Source organism: Bradyrhizobium sp. AZCC 1588, from assembly GCF_036924735.1.
Classification (GTDB): domain Bacteria; phylum Pseudomonadota; class Alphaproteobacteria; order Rhizobiales; family Xanthobacteraceae; genus Bradyrhizobium.
This window is the reverse complement of record NZ_JAZHSC010000001.1, coordinates 3,908,311-3,923,095: the sequence shown is the minus strand read 5'-3', so window position 1 is coordinate 3,923,095 and position 14,785 is coordinate 3,908,311. Positions and strand designations below refer to the sequence as shown.

The following is a 14,785-nucleotide window of genomic DNA, read 5'->3' as shown; positions in this document are numbered from 1 at the left end:
GGACCTCTCGACATGACGGAGACGAACGTCGCGCCAGCCGACATTCTGGCCTTCTGGCGCGACGCCGGCCCTGATCGCTGGTACACGCGCGACGACGCTTTCGATGCGGAGGTGTGCCGGCGCTTTCTCGGCCTTTGGCAGAGAGCGGCGGCCGGCGAGCTACCGTCGTGGGAGACGAGCGATGACGGCGCGCTGGCGCTCGTCATCGTGCTCGACCAGTTTCCCCGCAACATGTTCCGCGGCGATATCAGGACCTATGCCAGCGACCGCCTCGCCCGTGAGGTGGCACACCGCGCCGTCGACCGCGGCGTCGACGCGCGGATCGATCCCGCTTTGCGCGAATTCCTCTATCTGCCTTTCATGCATTCGGAGCACCTGGGCGACCAGTTGCGCTGCATCGAGCTGTCACGCACGGCTGGCCATACCGAAAGCCTGAAATGGGCCGAGCACCACGCCGATATCATCCGGCGTTTCGGTCGCTTTCCCCACCGCAACCACCTTCTGGGTCGCGCTACCACGCCGGAGGAACAGGCATTCCTCGATGAAGGCGGCTTTTCGCCGTGATGACGCAAGCGTGAACGGTCTCGACCGTTGCCGTTTCTCCTCCCCTGAATATTGTGCCGATCACCTGCCCGGTCTGGAGCGTCCGCTCCAGATTCTTGTTTTGACGCGTTTTCTTCACGCGAACCGGTACCCACTTCGCTCGAAAACGCTATAACACACACACCGCTCAGTGAGGGAGAATTGACGATGACGATCCAAGTTGGCGACAAGCTGCCGGAAGCCAAGTTTCGCGTGATGACCGCAGAAGGCCCGCAGGTCAAAACCACCGACGACATTTTCAAGGGCAAGAAGGTAGCGCTGTTCGCGGTGCCCGGCGCCTACACCGGCACCTGCCACAAGATGCACCTGCCGAGCATCTTCCTCAACGCCTATGCCATCAAGGACAAGGGCGTGAACACCATCGCCATCGTCTCCGTCAACGACGCCTTTGTCATGAATGCGTGGAAGCGCGACACCGACCAGCGCGACGAAGCCGTATTCCTCGCCGACGGCAATGCCGACTTCACCAAGGCGATCGGCATGGAGCTTGATGCCTCCGGCAATGGCCTCGGCATCCGCTCCAAGCGCTATTCGATGCTGGTGGAAGACGGCGTGGTGAAGAAGCTCAACCTCGAGCCCGCGCCGGGCAAGGTCGAAGTTTCCGGCGGCGATACGCTGCTGGGGCAGTTGTGAGCTGAAGCGCGTCATCCGCTTCTTCCCTTCTCCCCTTGTGGGAGAAGGTGGCGGACGCAGTCCGCCGGATGAGGGGTTCCATCCGCGGACGCAGACGTTTCAGACGAGCGACACATGTCCGCGGAGAGAACCCCTCACCCGTCTCGAATGAGCTTCGCTCATTCGATCCACCCTCTCCCACAAGGGGAGAGGGGAAGAGGAGCGCTACTTCCCCACCCTCTGCTGCAACCTCGCCATCGCCACGCCCTCGCGCGCCAATTGATCGGCGCGCTCGTTTTCGGCGTGGCCGGCGTGGCCCCTGATCCAGTGCCAACGTACCTGGTGCGGTTTCAGCGCGGCGTCGAGGCGCTGCCAGAGATCGACGTTCTTGACCGGCTTCTTGTCCGCGGTGCGCCAGCCGTTCCGCTTCCAGCCATGGATCCAGCCGCTGATGCCCTGGCGGACATACTGGCTGTCGGTGGTGAGGTCGACCACGCACGGCTTCTTCAGTGCTTCCAGCGCCGAGATCGCCGCCATCAGCTCCATGCGGTTGTTGGTGGTGTGCGGCTCGCCGCCCTTCAGTTCTTTCTCTTTATCGCCGAACCTCAGAATCGCGCCCCAGCCGCCGGGGCCGGGATTGCCCGAGCAGGCGCCGTCGGTGAAAACCGTCACGTGAGGCAATTCGCTCAAGCGGCAAATCCGGGCTGGGTCAGGCCGTAATCGCGCACGCTGGAAACGCTCTGGTGGAAGCGCAGCTTGCGGACGTATTCGAGCGGGTCCTTCGGCTTCACCAGCGCGCCCGTCGGCACGTTGAGAAAATCGACCAGCCGCGTCAGCAGGAAGCGCAGCGCCGAGCCGCGCGCGAGCAGCGGCAGCGCTTCCTGCTCGGTATCAGACAATTGCCGCGCGCGGCCATAGGCGTTGAGCAGCGCGCGCGCCTTGGTGACGTTGAACGAATGATCCGGCTCAAAACACCACGCGTTCAGGCAGATCGCGGCGTCGTAGGCCAGGATGTCGTTGCAGGAAAACGGGAAGTCGATCAGGCCGGACAGCTTGTCGCCGAGGAAGAAGACATTGTCGGGAAACAGATCGGCGTGGATGACGCCGAGCGGCAGATCTTTCGGCCAACTTGCCTCGAGGTGATCGAGCTCGCGCGCGATGAAGTCCTGCAAGCCAGGCGCGACGCTGTCGGCGCGCGGTGCGGCGAGATCGAACAGCGGCCGCCAGCCCTCCACCGACAGCGGGTTCTTGCGGAACATCGGGAAGTCGCGGCCCGCCAGATGCATCTTTGCGAGCGCCTCGCCGACGCCGGTGCAATGCGCGGCGTTGGGCCGCCGCGGCCACATGCCTTCGAGGAAGTTGATGATCGCCGCGGGACGCCCGGCCAGTTCGCTGTAGACTTCGCCCTTGCGGTTGCGGGCGGGCTGCGGGCAACGCACGCCGCGCTCGGCCAGATGCGCCATCAGCGACAGGAAGTACGGCAGATCGTCCACCGCCACGCGCTTCTCATAGAGCGTGAGGATGAACGCGCCCTTGCTGGTATGCAGCAGAAAATTGGAATTCTCGACGCCTTCGGCGATGCCCTTGTAGGAGAGCAACTCGCCGATTTCGTAACCCTTGAGGAACTCCGCGAGGTCTTCGGCGGCGACGTCGGTGTAAACCGCCATCGCGACTACTCGGCGGCAGCTTCAGGCCGCAGCGAACGCGGCAGCGGGAAGAACTCGTTCTCCTCCGCGGCCGACACCGTCTCCACATGCAATTCGAAGCGCTCGGCGAAGGCGCCCATGATTTCCTCGACGATTACTTCCGGCGCGGACGCGCCTGCCGTGATGCCGAGGCTCTTGATGCCCTCGAAGCGCGACCAGTCGAGGTCCGAGGCGCGCTGCGCCAGCACCGAGACCGGGCAGCCCTCGCGCTCAGCGACTTCGCGCAGGCGCTGCGAGTTCGACGAGTTCGGCGCGCCAACCACGATCAGGGCATCGACAACCGGCGCCACCTTCTTCACCGCGAGCTGGCGGTTGGTGGTGGCGTAGCAGATGTCTTCCTTGTGCGGGCCGTTGATGTTCGGGAAGCGCTGCTTGAGCAGCGCGACGATCTCGGCGGTGTCGTCGATCGACAACGTCGTCTGGGTCACGAAAGCGAGGTTGTTGGGATCCTTCGGCGCGAACGTCTTGGCATCCTCAGCGGTCTCGATCAGCGTCACCGCGCCCGTCGGCAACTGCCCGAGCGTGCCGACCACCTCGGGGTGATGCGAATGCCCGATCAGCAGGATTTCACGGCCGCGCTTGAAGTGGATCGCGGCCTCGCGGTGCACCTTGGTAACCAGCGGGCAGGTCGCGTCCAGCGAGAAGAAATTGCGGGCGCGGGCATCCGCCGGAACCGATTTGGGAACCCCGTGGGCAGAAAACACCACCGGGGCGTTGGTATTGTCGGGAATTTCGGCGAGTTCCTCGACGAAAATCGCGCCCTTGGTCTTCAGGCTGTCGACCACGTAGCGGTTATGCACGATCTCGTGGCGGACATAGACGGGGGCGCCATAGATGGCGAGCGCCCGCTCCACGGTATCGATGGCCCGCACCACCCCGGCGCAGAAGCCGCGGGGAGAACAAAGCACGATTCTGAGGTCTGGTTTGGCTGGCATGGGGCGCTATCTCGGGACCGAATCACCCCTTGCCGGCGGGCAGGGAACGGCCAATTCGTATAAGGACTTGGGACTGGTTTCGGGCTGTGTCAAGGCACTTTAGCAGACCATTGCGCCGAAGGGGTTGGAAGGCGTATATAGCCCTCAATTCCCGTCATCAACGATGACCACAGGCTTCGCCTCCCAAAAAGAGGTGGGCGAGGCACAAAGGAGATTTGCCATGAGCAATGCACCGCTGATGCCCAAGGCGACGGCCGTGTGGCTGGTCGACAATACGGCGCTGACCTTCGACCAGGTGGCCGATTTCACCAAAATGCACCCCCTTGAGGTCCGCGCCATCGCCGATGGCGACGCCGCCCAGGGGATTAAGGGTATGGACCCGATTTCGACCGGCCAATTGACCCGCGACGAGATCGAAAGGGGCGAAAAGGACCCGAATTACCGCCTCAAGCTCGGCGAGAGCAAGGTGGTGCTGCCGCCGGCTGCCAAGAAGAAGGGCCCGCGCTATACCCCGGTGTCACGCCGCCACGAGCGGCCGAGCGCGATCCTGTGGCTGGTCCGCAACCATCCCGAGCTGAAGGACGCGCAGATCATGCGCCTGGTCGGCACCACCAAGACCACCATTGCCTCAGTCCGCGACCGCACCCACTGGAATGCCTCGACGCTGACCCCGATGGACCCCGTGACGCTCGGCCTGTGCTCGCAGATCGAGCTCGATTTCGAGGTGCAACGCGCGGCGAAGGAAAAGCCGGTGCCCGCGGCTTACGGCGGCGCCACCCTGCTGCCGGCCTCCGAGACCACGAAGAAAGAGCCGGAGTTCGAGCCGAGCGAGAAGTCGGAGGACGACCTCAACGTCGATGCCGTGTTCGCCAAGCTCAAGAATATCGGCGGCAAGAAGCAGGACGAGGAAGAGTAGGGATCATCGGCTAGGGCCGGTGCCGAGCGCGGCGGGGCAACCTGCCGCGTTTTGTTTTGGCGGCCAACCATCCCTCAGTTGTCAGCCCCGCTAAGGCAGGGCATCCAGTACGCCGCGCTCTATCGTTTCAATCACCACTTTCCCAGAGTACTGGATCCCCCGCCTTCGCGGGGATGACGAGTTGAGTCGGGTGATGACGGAGGTGCTTGAGCAGCGCACCCCCTCACGCCTTCTTCAAGAACTCCGTGCGCAGCACGAGGCCCTTGACCTTGTCAGTGCGGCCTTCGATTTCCTCCTCATTGTCGGTGAGGTGGATGTTCTTGATCACGGTGCCGCGCTTGAGCACGGTGGAGGATCCCTTCAGTTTCAGATCCTTGATGAGCGTGACGCTATCGCCCTCGGCGAGCAGTGCGCCGTTGGAATCCCTGACCTTGATGTCCATGTGATGCTTTCTTTGTATGAAGTCCGGCGTCCTTCTCTTGTGGGAGAAGATGGCGGACGCAGTCCGCCGGATGAGCATGCGCTCATTCGACTCACCCTCTCCCACAAGGGGAGACGGGGAAACAAGATCGCGCCGCTGCTCTTCTCAGCCCAGCTCGATCTCGTCGTCAATCTCATGCGACAGGCCGATGCCGCTGATCGTGAGAACCATCTTTGCCGGCAGCTTTTCATGGCCCTTCAGCTTTCCCGACTCGATGGCATCGCGCACGGCCTTTTCGACCTCACGCTGCGAGGTGACGCCGACTTGCTTGAGAAATTTGCGCAGGCTGGCGTTGAAGACGTCTTCGTTCATGGTGGCCTCCCGTTACGGCCTCGTCGGATTGTTCAGCATCTGCTCGGCGAGATTGCGCTGGGCGCGGTCGGTACGCGCGTTGGCATTGGCGCGCTGAACGTCGCGGTTCTTGCGGCAGATGACGTAGTCGTTGGAGCCCGGCGCGACATTGTTGGAGCGACAGAACGCGTCATCGTCGGCGCTGGTGTCGACCATGGTCGGCTGGCCGCGTTCGAGGCAACCGGCGAGCAGTGGTGCGATGAGGAGGAATGCGAGTGGCAGGTTACGTCGCATGCTCTGTCCCTTCCAGGTTTCATCATTGCCGGGCGAGCGTCCCCGACTTGATCGGGATGAGCCGGCAATCCATCGAAATAATGGCAGCCTGCTTTGACGATGATGGATGCCCGGGTCAAGCCCGGGCATGATGAGGAACCCGCCGTCATTCCGGGGCGATGCGAAGCATCGAACCCGGAATCTCGAGATTCCGGGTCTGGTGCTTGCGCACCATCCCGGAATGACGATTGCAACAACTACACCCTGCCCTTCAGCGCGTCGCCGATTTCGTCGAGCACCTTGGGGTCCTCGATGGTGGCCGGCATGGTCCAGCTTTCGCCATCGGCGATCTTCTTGATGGTGCCGCGCAGGATTTTTCCCGACCGCGTCTTCGGCAATCGCCCAACTGCGATGGCGAGCTTGAAGGCTGCGACGGGGCCGAGCTTGTCGCGCACCAGCGCCACGATCTCCTTTTCGATCTCGGCCGGCTTGCGGGCCACGCCTGCTTTCAACACCAGGAAGCCGCAGGGCACCTCGCCCTTGATGGCGTCCTTGATGCCAAGAACCGCGCATTCGGCGACGTCGGGATGGGAGGCCAGAATTTCCTCCATGCCGCCGGTCGAGAGCCGATGACCGGCGACGTTGATGATGTCATCGGTGCGGCCCATCACCCAGACATAGCCGTCCTCGTCCTTGTAGCCGGCATCCGAGGTCTTGTAGTAGCCGGGAAACTCCGTGAGATAGGCCTCCCTGAAGCGCTCATCCTGCTGCCACAACGTCGGCAGGCAGCCGGGCGGCATCGGCAGCTTGATCACGATCGAGCCCATGGTACCCGCTGCGACCTGCTTGGAGGCCTCATCGACCACATCGACCTGATAGCCCGGCATCGGCACGGTCGGCGAGCCGTGCTTGACCGGCAGCATGCCCAAGCCCACCGGATTGCCGGCGATGCACCAGCCGGTTTCGGTCTGCCACCAGTGATCGATGACCGGCACCTTCAACTGCGCTTCTGCCCATTCCACCGTCGGCGGATCGGCGCGCTCGCCGGCCAAAAACAGCGTGCGGAATTTCGACAGATCGTATTTGCGGATGAAGGCGCCGTCAGGGTCTTCCTTGCGGATGGCGCGGAAGGCAGTCGGCGCGGTGAACAGTGCGACGGCCTTGTGTTCGGAAATGACACGCCAGAACGCGCCGGCGTCGGGCGTGCCGATCGGCTTCCCCTCATACATGATCGAGGTGGCGCCATGGATCAGCGGGCCGTAGACGATATAGCTGTGGCCAACGACCCAGCCTATGTCGGAGCCGCACCACCAGACCTCGCCCGGCTTGACGCCGTAGAGATTGAACATCGACCATTTCAGCGCGACCAGATGCCCGCCATTGTCGCGCACGACGCCCTTCGGAATTCCCGTGGTGCCTGAGGTGTAGAGAATATAGAGCGGATCGGTCGCGAGCACCGGCGTGCACGGCGCGGCCTTGCCGGCGTCGAGCGCCGCGCGGCGGAGCGCCGCCCAGTCGTGATCGCGGCCGGCAGTGAGTTCGCAAAGATGCTGCGGCCGCTGCAGGATGACACAAGCCTGCGGCTTGACGCTTGAAAGCTTGATCGCCTCGTCGAGCAGCGGCTTGTATTGCACGATGCGGCCGGGCTCGATGCCGCAGCTCGCCGAGAAGATCAGCTTCGGCTTGGCGTCCTCGATTCGCGTGGCGAGCTCTTTCGCCGCAAAACCGCCGAACACGACACTGTGCACCGCGCCGATCCGCGCGCAGGCCAGCATCGCGAACACCGCTTCCGGCACCAGCGGCATATACAGGATGACGCGGTCGCCCTTGGCAACACCGAAATCGGTCATCACGGCGGCGAGCGTCTGCACCTCATTGAGCATCTCGGCATAGGTGAACTTTGAGATGGTGTTGGTGAGCGGCGAATCGTGGATCAACGCCACCTGGTCGGCGCGTCCGCCCGCGACATGGCGGTCGAGCGCGTTGTAGCAGGTGTTGACCACGGCGCCGGCGAACCATTGACCATAGGCGCCCATCGAGGAATCGAAGATCTTTTTGGCGGGCTCGATCCAGTCGATCTCGCGCGCGGCCTCGGCCCAAAACCCTTCCGGATCGGCCAGCGAGCGGGCATGGACCTCGTGATAGCGGCTGTTGTCTTGGATGTTCATGGGCGCACTCCCCGCTGGCCCGCCTGTGTCGTCATGCCCGTGCAGGGCATCCACGTCCTTGCTTCAGGTCAAAGAAGGGCAAGACGTGGATGGCCGGGACGAGCCCGGCCATGACGCTCGGCGGCTTTGTTTGCCGCATTGTCACGGGAAGCGGCAGGAGATCAAGCGGGAATGGCTTGACCGTTCGACTAAACTCTACTGTCATCGGGCCGCGCTGCGCGCGCACCCGTTGGCGCTCCTCACCATGAGGGGCCATGACGCAGTAAGGCTAGTATCCGGCGATCCCGTTGATCTGCTGCAGGCGCTCGCGCATGGCCTTGTTCAGGTCGTAGCCGGGCTGGCCGTATTCCGCGTTGCGGCGGGCGATGTATTGCTCCTGCTCGCGCCGCAGCTTGCGCGCCTGCTGCAGGGTCATTTTCCCAGCGGCCGCCCTGACATAGGACGCTTGAAGCTCGCGATCGAGATCGGCGAGTTCCGGATTGGCGCAGATCGCCTTCTCCACCTTACGGCGGGCAGCGGCACAGTTGAAGCTCGGTTTGCCGGCGACCGCCTTCAGCGCGCCTTGCCGCTCCGCCTCCTGCGCCAGCGCCCGGTGGTTGGCTCTTGCGACGACGTGATCTGGGTTGAGCTTGATTGCCGCGGCGAAATCGGCCACCGCCTTGGGTAGATCACCTTTCTTGCGCCAGAGTTCGCCGCGCGCGTTGTGAACATCGGCGTGCGCCGGATCGAGCCGCAACACGCCATCATAATCGGCGATGGCACGGTCGATCATGTCCTTGCGCTCATAGGCGGTCGCACGTGCAATCAGCGCCTTGATGCGATCGGCCTTCTCGGTCTTTGCGTTGTCGATCAGCGCACTGCAAAGATGCACCGTCCTGTCGTGATCATGTGCAAGGCCGGCGGCAAGACAGGACGCAGGATCGATCCGCAAATCCTTTGCTAGCTCGGTCCCGGTCGCCGACGCATCATGCGCAAACGCCATCCACAGCAGAGAGGCCGCGACCAGGTTGCGGATATCGGGATTGCCTCGCATCAATTGATCCGGAAAAAGCACTATCGATTGCTACGCGATCCTAGCAAGCGACCTGCGTTTTCGACAAGCTGCCTGCAAATTTCCTGTTCGCGAGAACGGATTTTGGCCGAAACGTGACCTGCGGGAACGTAATCCTCTTCACAGACGGAAGAACACAATCCGTGAGAAAATCTGCCGTGAACCTTTTGCAGTTCACGCGGACTCAACCACCATGACCACACTGATCGACTTCAATCCGCCGCGCGCCATCGCGCAATCCCAAACCGGCTACTTTTACTTCTACATGGCCCTGGCCTGCATGGCCGTCGCCTTTCTCGGCTTTGCGCCGACCTACTGGCTGCCGCTGGCGAAACGGACGTTCTCGGCCTCGCCGGTCGTTCACTTTCACGGTATGCTGTTTTTCGCCTGGACGCTTTACTTTGCATTCCAGAGCTGGCTTGCCGCATCCGGCAAAGTCGCCCGGCACCGCGCCATCGGTATGGTCGGCGTCTCGCTGGCGACATCGATGACGATCTTCGGCTTCCTGGTTGCGGTCAACGCGATGAAGCGCTCGGCGGCGGCCGGACTGACCGACGAGGGAATCGCGTTCGCGGTTGTTCCGCTCAGCGGAATTCTATTCTTTGCCGTGGTGTTCACGCTGGCGATTGCCGCCATCCGGCGGCCGGAAACCCATAAGCGGCTGATGCTACTGGCCAGCATTTCGCTACTGGACGCCGCGGTCGCGCGTTGGTTTCTCACTTTCCTGGCGCCTCCCGGATCACTCGGCCCGCCTCCGGTCCCCGTGACCATCCCGCCGGCTATCGTCGCCTATCTCCTGCTGGTGGCTGCCATAGTTTTCGACTGGCGCACGCGCGGCCGGCCGCATCCGGTCTACGTCTACGGCGGCATTGCGCTAGTCGCTGTAAAACTTCTGAACTGGCCGACCAGTGTCACGCCGCTCTGGCATTCCTTCGCGGGCGGCATTTTGGCGATGGCACAGTAGCGACGAGTACAACTTGCGAGGCTGAGCTGATCCTCCGAACAAGAACAAGCTTCAGCCGGGAAAACCTGCCGGTTTTGGTGCTAGATTGATGGCGACATTGATCTCGGCCGGCAGGGAATCCCGAATTGCAAGCATTTGAATGGATCATCGGGCTGCTGCTCGGCGCGGTGCTGCTGTCCGCGCTGGCGCGGCGGCTCAAGGTACCCTACCCGACATTTCTTGCGCTCGGCGGCATGCTGCTGGCATTCGTGCCATCGGGGCCGCTATGGACACTGGAGCCGGATCTGGCGCTGGCGCTGTTCGTGGCGCCGGTGTTGCTGGATGCGGCTTTCGACACCTCGCTGCGCGACCTCCGAAACAACTGGCTGCCGGTCTCCACGCTCGTGCTCGTCGCCGTCGGCCTCACCACCGCGTCGGTCGCGGTATTGGTGCACTGGCTTCTGCCCGACATGCCCTGGGCCGCAGCGGTCGCGCTTGGCGCCATCGTCGCACCGCCCGATGCTGCTGCAGCGACGGCAATCCTGCGTCAGGTCAACCTGCCCTATCGTCTGCTCAAGATCCTCGAAGGCGAGAGCCTGCTCAATGACGCCAGCGCACTGTTGGTCTATCGCGTCGCCGTCGGCGTCGCGATGGCCCATCATTTCAGATGGAGTGAGCATGCCCCCTCGATCGCGTTCGCGTTAATCGGAAGCCTGCTGGCTGGCTATCTGTGTGCCCGGCTTTGGATGCCGTTGACTCAGCGGATAACGGAAGCACCGAGCGCGATCATCACGCAATTCGCCGGCACCTTCACGGTATGGATCGTCGCCGAGCATATCGGCCTGTCCGGGATTCTCACCATCGTCGCCTATGCGATCACGCTCGCGCGCACCTCACCGGCGCGAATGCCGGCGCGGCTGCGCGTGCCCACCTACGCGGTGTGGGAAACCGCCGTCTTTGTCCTCAATGTGCTGGCATTCGTGCTGATCGGGTTGCAGTTGCGGCCGATTTGGGAACGGCTCGATGATGCCGTGCGGTTGAAGTATTGTCTGGTCGCCGCCGCCGTGCTCGGTATCGTAATCCTGACGCGCATCGCCTGGGTGATGTCGTACGGCGTGGTGCTGCGGCTCGTAATCGCGCGCCGCCTACTCCACCCGAAACGGCCGATGACCGCGCCGACCATTCGCGGCGGCATAGTCGTCTCCTGGTGCGGCATGCGCGGCATCGTTACGCTGGCGGCGGCATTCGCGCTGCCCGAAAACTTTCCATATCGCGACTTGATGCTGCTGACGGCGTTCACGGTGGTGCTGGGATCGCTTGTGATTCAGGGCCTGACACTACGGCCGCTGATCACGGCACTGCGGCTGCGGGATGAGAACCCGGTGGCATCGGAAGTCGCACGCGCGCGAGCGGCAGCCTATCGGGCGGCGCTAGATGAAATCGACGGCGACCCATCCGAGGCAGCCGAGTTGCTCCGGCTTGAGTACCGCGCGCTGTTGCTCGGCGCCGGAGACGATGGCGGCCTTTCCAGCGGCGAACTGCCGGCCGACCCGTTGCGACGCCGCGCGATTCGCGCCGCACGGCAATCGCTCCTCAATCTGCGGGAATCCGAGGAAATCGGCGACGATGCATTTCATCAGCTCGAAGAGGAACTGGACTGGGCGGAATTGAGCGCGCGGGGCTCAACTCCGTCATCATGATCCGTTGTTCACGCAGGCAGCGAGCGCATCAGCTCGACTTCACCGTTATCCCGCCGTCGACCACGAGCTCGATCCCGGTGACGTAACGGGATTCGTCGGAAGCGAGAAACAGCGCCGCATTGGCAACGTCCCAGGCGTCGCCCATGTGCCCCATCGGCACCTGCGCATCGCGCGCCCGCCACATCGCTTCGACGTCGCCGGCCGAATAGCTTGCAGCAAGGCCGGCTGAGTGCTCGACCATCGGCGTTTTCATCAGGCCGGGCAGGATGCAGTTCACGCGAACATGGTCTTTCGCGAATTGCACGGCGGTGGTGCGCGTCATCTGGTTCATCGCCGCCTTCGAAGCGCCATAGGTGACGTAGGAGATGCCGAGATGGCGAATGGATGCGATCGACGAGATGTTGATGACTGAGCCGCCACCCTGCTTCTGCATCACGGGAATGACGTGCTTCATGGCAAAATAGGCGCTCTTGAGATTGACCGCGAAGACGTGATCCCAGCTCGCCTCGTTCACTTCGACGACGCTGCCCATTTCGGCGATACCGACATTGTTGTCGAGCACGTCGATGCGGCCATAGGCCTTCAGGCACGCCGCCACCATCGCCTCGACCTCGACCTCGCGCGAGACGTCGGCGGTGAAGGCGACGGCCTTGCCGCCCTCGCCCGTGATGATGCTGACGGTTTCGTTTGCGGCAGCCGCATTGCGATCGACGCAGAACACGCTGGCGCCCTCGCGTGCGAAGGTGACGGCGGTCGCCTTGCCATTGCCCCAGCCGGGACCGATCGATCCCGCGCCCACCACCATCGCCACCTTGCCTTTGAGCCGTTCCATCGACTTCTTCTCCCTTTGGGTTGTCGTTGCATTGCAGCGCGCACGAATGCGGCGCATCCGAATTTTGGGGCGGGAAATTGGACGTCCGGCGCCCCTGGGTCAACCTCTCCAAAAAGCTAAAGCAGCGACTTGGACATAGGCCGAAAAGCCCCTTGCCACCGCCACCCAAAACGGACTGAATGCGGCCCGCGAAGGAGGCCCGCCGCAGTCGGGCCGGAAAGTTAACCGGTCCCCGGGGGAAGCATGGCCGTAGACAAGACAACGCCGCCCAATGACGAGGTCGTCGCCGTTTCGGACGAAGCCTTGCACAAGGCGGAAGCCTACATCGAGGCGGAAGAAGGCGCGGCCAACCGCCTGATGGGGTGGGCGGGAAGGATTTCGACCACAATTGCCGTGGTCATGAGCCTGTTTCACCTCTATGCGGCCTATGCCATCGTTCCGACCCAGGAGCTTCGCTACACCCACGTCGCCTTCACCTTGATCTTGAGCTTCCTGCTGTTTCCGCTGGCGACGCGGTTTCGCAACCGTGTGCGCTGGTGGGACGTCGTTCCCGGGATCGTCGCGGTGGCGACCGTCATCTACGCGCTGTGGGGTGGCGAGGACTTTACCGACCGCGCCACCACGCCCGATCGCTGGGACGTGATCGTCGGCATCGTCTTCATCGTGATGCTGCTAGAGGCGACGCGGCGCACCACCGGCGCAATCATGCCCGTGGTGTCGCTGCTGTTCATCGCCTATGCGATGCTCGGCCCCTATTTGCCGGCGCCCTGGACCCATCGCGGCTACGACCTGGACCGCCTGGTCGGTCACCTCTTTATCACACTGGAAGGCATTTTCGGCGTCGCAGTCGACGTGTCGGCGACGCTGATCATCCTGTTCACGATCTATGGCGCATTCCTGCAGCATTCCGGCGCCGGCAAATTCTTCATCGATTTCTCGCTGGCCTTGATGGGCGGCAAGCCGAACAGCGCCGGCCGCACCGTGGTGTTGTCGTCGTTCCTGCTCGGCGGCCCCTCCGGATCGGGCGTCGCCACGACCGTGATGATCGGCACGGTGGCCTATCCGATGATGGCGAAGGCGGGCTTCGAGAGGAACGCCGCGGGCGGATTGCTCGCTGCCGGCGGGCTGGGCGCGATCCTGTCGCCGCCTGTGCTCGGCGCCGCCGCGTTCCTGATCGCCGAGTTTCTCAAGATCAGCTATCTCGACGTCATCTGGATGGCGACCATTCCGACCTGTCTTTACTACATGTCGCTGTTGTTCATGGTCGAGCTGGACGCCAAGAAATTCCACGCCAAGAACGTGACCTTCACGCCCGAGATGTCGCTCGGCCAGATGACCAGGCGGTATGGCTTCCACTTCATCTCGCTGCTCGCCGTGGTGTTTTTCATGGTCATCGGCTACTCGCCGTCGCTGTCGGTGTTCTACGCCATTGTCGTCACCTTTGCGCTGAGCTTCCTGCGCCGGGAGACCATGCTGGTGCCGACCAAGCTGGTGAAGGCGCTGGCCGACGGCTCGATCGGCGCGCTCAATGCCGCGACCACCTGCGCCTGCGCCGGCATCGTCGTCGGCATCGTGACGCTGACCGGTCTCGGCCTTAAATTCTCGTCGATCGTCATCGCCTATGCCGGCGGCAGCCTTTTGCTGACCGCGATCTACACCGCGCTGATCGTCTGGATTATCGGCCTCGCCGTGCCGGTGACGGCGTCCTACATCATCTGCGCGGTCATCGCAGCGCCCGCGCTGGTCAAGCTCGGCGTGCCTGATTACGCCGCTCATATGTTCATCTTCTACTATGCCGTCCTGTCGGAGGTTTCGCCGCCGACGGCGCTGTCTCCGTTCGCGGCGGCCGCCATCACCGGCGGCGATCCCTACAAGACCACGCTGCAGTCCTGGAAATATACGCTGCCGGCGTTCCTGGTGCCGTTCGTCTTCGTGCTCGATCCGCAGGGCGGCGGCCTCTTGATGTCGATCCCCAAGGGCGGATCGTGGATCGACATTCTCGAAATCGCGATCAAGACAAGCTTGGGCCTGCTGGCGCTGGCTGCATTTGCCCAGAACTGGGCGCTGCGACAAAATACAGCGGTCGAGCGCGGCCTGCTTCTGCTATCCGGATTGCTGCTGGTGTTCCCAAGCCTGATTGAGGCAATGGTCGAATGGATCACCGGACGCGATATCAGCTACACCTATGTGCCGGGCCTGATCATTGGTTTCGGCGTATTGCTGTGGCAGGCCAGAACGCGGTCGCCAGAGCGGCCTGCGGTCACAACATAGAGA

15 protein-coding genes are annotated in these 14,785 nt (G+C 63.1%); 6 read left to right on the top strand and 9 right to left on the bottom strand.

The window, feature by feature from the left end:
• Positions 1-12: 12 nt before the first annotated feature.
• A complete protein-coding gene (locus V1277_RS18430; protein ID WP_334417538.1) occupies positions 13-564 on the top strand; it encodes a DUF924 family protein in 552 nt (183 codons plus the stop codon).
• Positions 565-750: 186 nt separating this feature from the next.
• Positions 751-1,236 (top strand): peroxiredoxin, encoded by a 486-nt coding sequence (locus V1277_RS18425; protein ID WP_028348108.1) that lies wholly within the window; start codon positions 751-753, stop codon positions 1,234-1,236.
• Between the two features lie 204 nt (positions 1,237-1,440).
• Here V1277_RS18425 and rnhA read toward each other — a convergent pair whose 3' ends face one another.
• The 3 genes from rnhA to ispH are packed head-to-tail and all read right to left on the bottom strand — an operon-like array spanning position 1,441 to position 3,856.
• Positions 1,441-1,905 (bottom strand): ribonuclease HI, encoded by a 465-nt coding sequence (gene rnhA, locus V1277_RS18420; protein WP_334417537.1) that lies wholly within the window; start codon positions 1,903-1,905, stop codon positions 1,441-1,443.
• Entirely contained in the window at positions 1,902-2,882 is a 981-nt protein-coding gene (locus tag V1277_RS18415) for a homoserine kinase (RefSeq protein ID WP_334417536.1), read from the bottom strand. Before V1277_RS18415 ends, rnhA begins: the two co-directional genes overlap by 4 nt.
• A 5-nt stretch (positions 2,883-2,887) precedes the next feature.
• Complete coding sequence (gene ispH, locus V1277_RS18410; RefSeq protein WP_334417535.1) at positions 2,888-3,856, bottom strand: 4-hydroxy-3-methylbut-2-enyl diphosphate reductase; 969 nt, start codon at positions 3,854-3,856, stop codon at positions 2,888-2,890.
• 220 nt (positions 3,857-4,076) lie between these two features.
• On the opposite strand from ispH, the gene V1277_RS18405 reads away from it, so the two are divergent.
• Positions 4,077-4,772, top strand: a complete 696-nt coding sequence (locus V1277_RS18405; RefSeq protein ID WP_057844387.1) for a DUF1013 domain-containing protein — start codon at positions 4,077-4,079, stop codon at positions 4,770-4,772.
• A gap of 223 nt (positions 4,773-4,995) precedes the next feature.
• Here V1277_RS18405 and V1277_RS18400 read toward each other — a convergent pair whose 3' ends face one another.
• The 5 genes from V1277_RS18400 to V1277_RS18380 form a co-directional block, all read right to left on the bottom strand.
• Positions 4,996-5,214, bottom strand: a complete 219-nt coding sequence (locus V1277_RS18400; protein WP_334370644.1) for an alkylphosphonate utilization protein — start codon at positions 5,212-5,214, stop codon at positions 4,996-4,998.
• 144 nt (positions 5,215-5,358) lie between these two features.
• Positions 5,359-5,565 carry a DUF6494 family protein gene (locus V1277_RS18395; protein WP_334417534.1) on the bottom strand — a complete coding sequence of 69 codons (207 nt, stop codon included), beginning with the start codon at positions 5,563-5,565 and terminating at the stop codon, positions 5,359-5,361.
• A 12-nt stretch (positions 5,566-5,577) separates the two neighbouring features.
• Entirely contained in the window at positions 5,578-5,838 is a 261-nt protein-coding gene (locus V1277_RS18390) for a hypothetical protein (protein ID WP_028348101.1), read from the bottom strand.
• A 236-nt stretch (positions 5,839-6,074) separates the two neighbouring features.
• Entirely contained in the window at positions 6,075-7,985 is a 1,911-nt protein-coding gene (locus V1277_RS18385) for a propionyl-CoA synthetase (RefSeq protein ID WP_334417533.1), read from the bottom strand.
• A 268-nt stretch (positions 7,986-8,253) separates the two neighbouring features.
• Positions 8,254-9,018 carry a tetratricopeptide repeat protein gene (locus V1277_RS18380; protein WP_334417532.1) on the bottom strand — a complete coding sequence of 255 codons (765 nt, stop codon included), beginning with the start codon at positions 9,016-9,018 and terminating at the stop codon, positions 8,254-8,256.
• 211 nt (positions 9,019-9,229) lie between these two features.
• Between V1277_RS18380 and V1277_RS18375 the strand changes: the two genes are divergently transcribed.
• Together V1277_RS18375 and V1277_RS18370 are read left to right on the top strand one after the other, a co-directional pair.
• On the top strand, positions 9,230-10,000 hold the full coding sequence (locus V1277_RS18375; protein ID WP_334417531.1) for a hypothetical protein: 771 nt from the start codon (positions 9,230-9,232) through the stop codon (positions 9,998-10,000).
• Positions 10,001-10,125: 125 nt separating this feature from the next.
• On the top strand, positions 10,126-11,679 hold the full coding sequence (locus tag V1277_RS18370; RefSeq protein ID WP_334417530.1) for a cation:proton antiporter: 1,554 nt from the start codon (positions 10,126-10,128) through the stop codon (positions 11,677-11,679).
• A 28-nt stretch (positions 11,680-11,707) separates the two neighbouring features.
• Here the strand turns inward: V1277_RS18370 and V1277_RS18365 are convergent, their stop codons facing one another.
• On the bottom strand, positions 11,708-12,511 hold the full coding sequence (locus tag V1277_RS18365; RefSeq protein WP_334417529.1) for an SDR family NAD(P)-dependent oxidoreductase: 804 nt from the start codon (positions 12,509-12,511) through the stop codon (positions 11,708-11,710).
• Between the two features lie 243 nt (positions 12,512-12,754).
• Here V1277_RS18365 and V1277_RS18360 point away from each other — a divergent pair, with 243 nt between their 5' ends.
• Positions 12,755-14,782 (top strand): TRAP transporter permease, encoded by a 2,028-nt coding sequence (locus V1277_RS18360; protein ID WP_334417528.1) that lies wholly within the window; start codon positions 12,755-12,757, stop codon positions 14,780-14,782.
• Positions 14,783-14,785 lie beyond the last annotated feature (3 nt).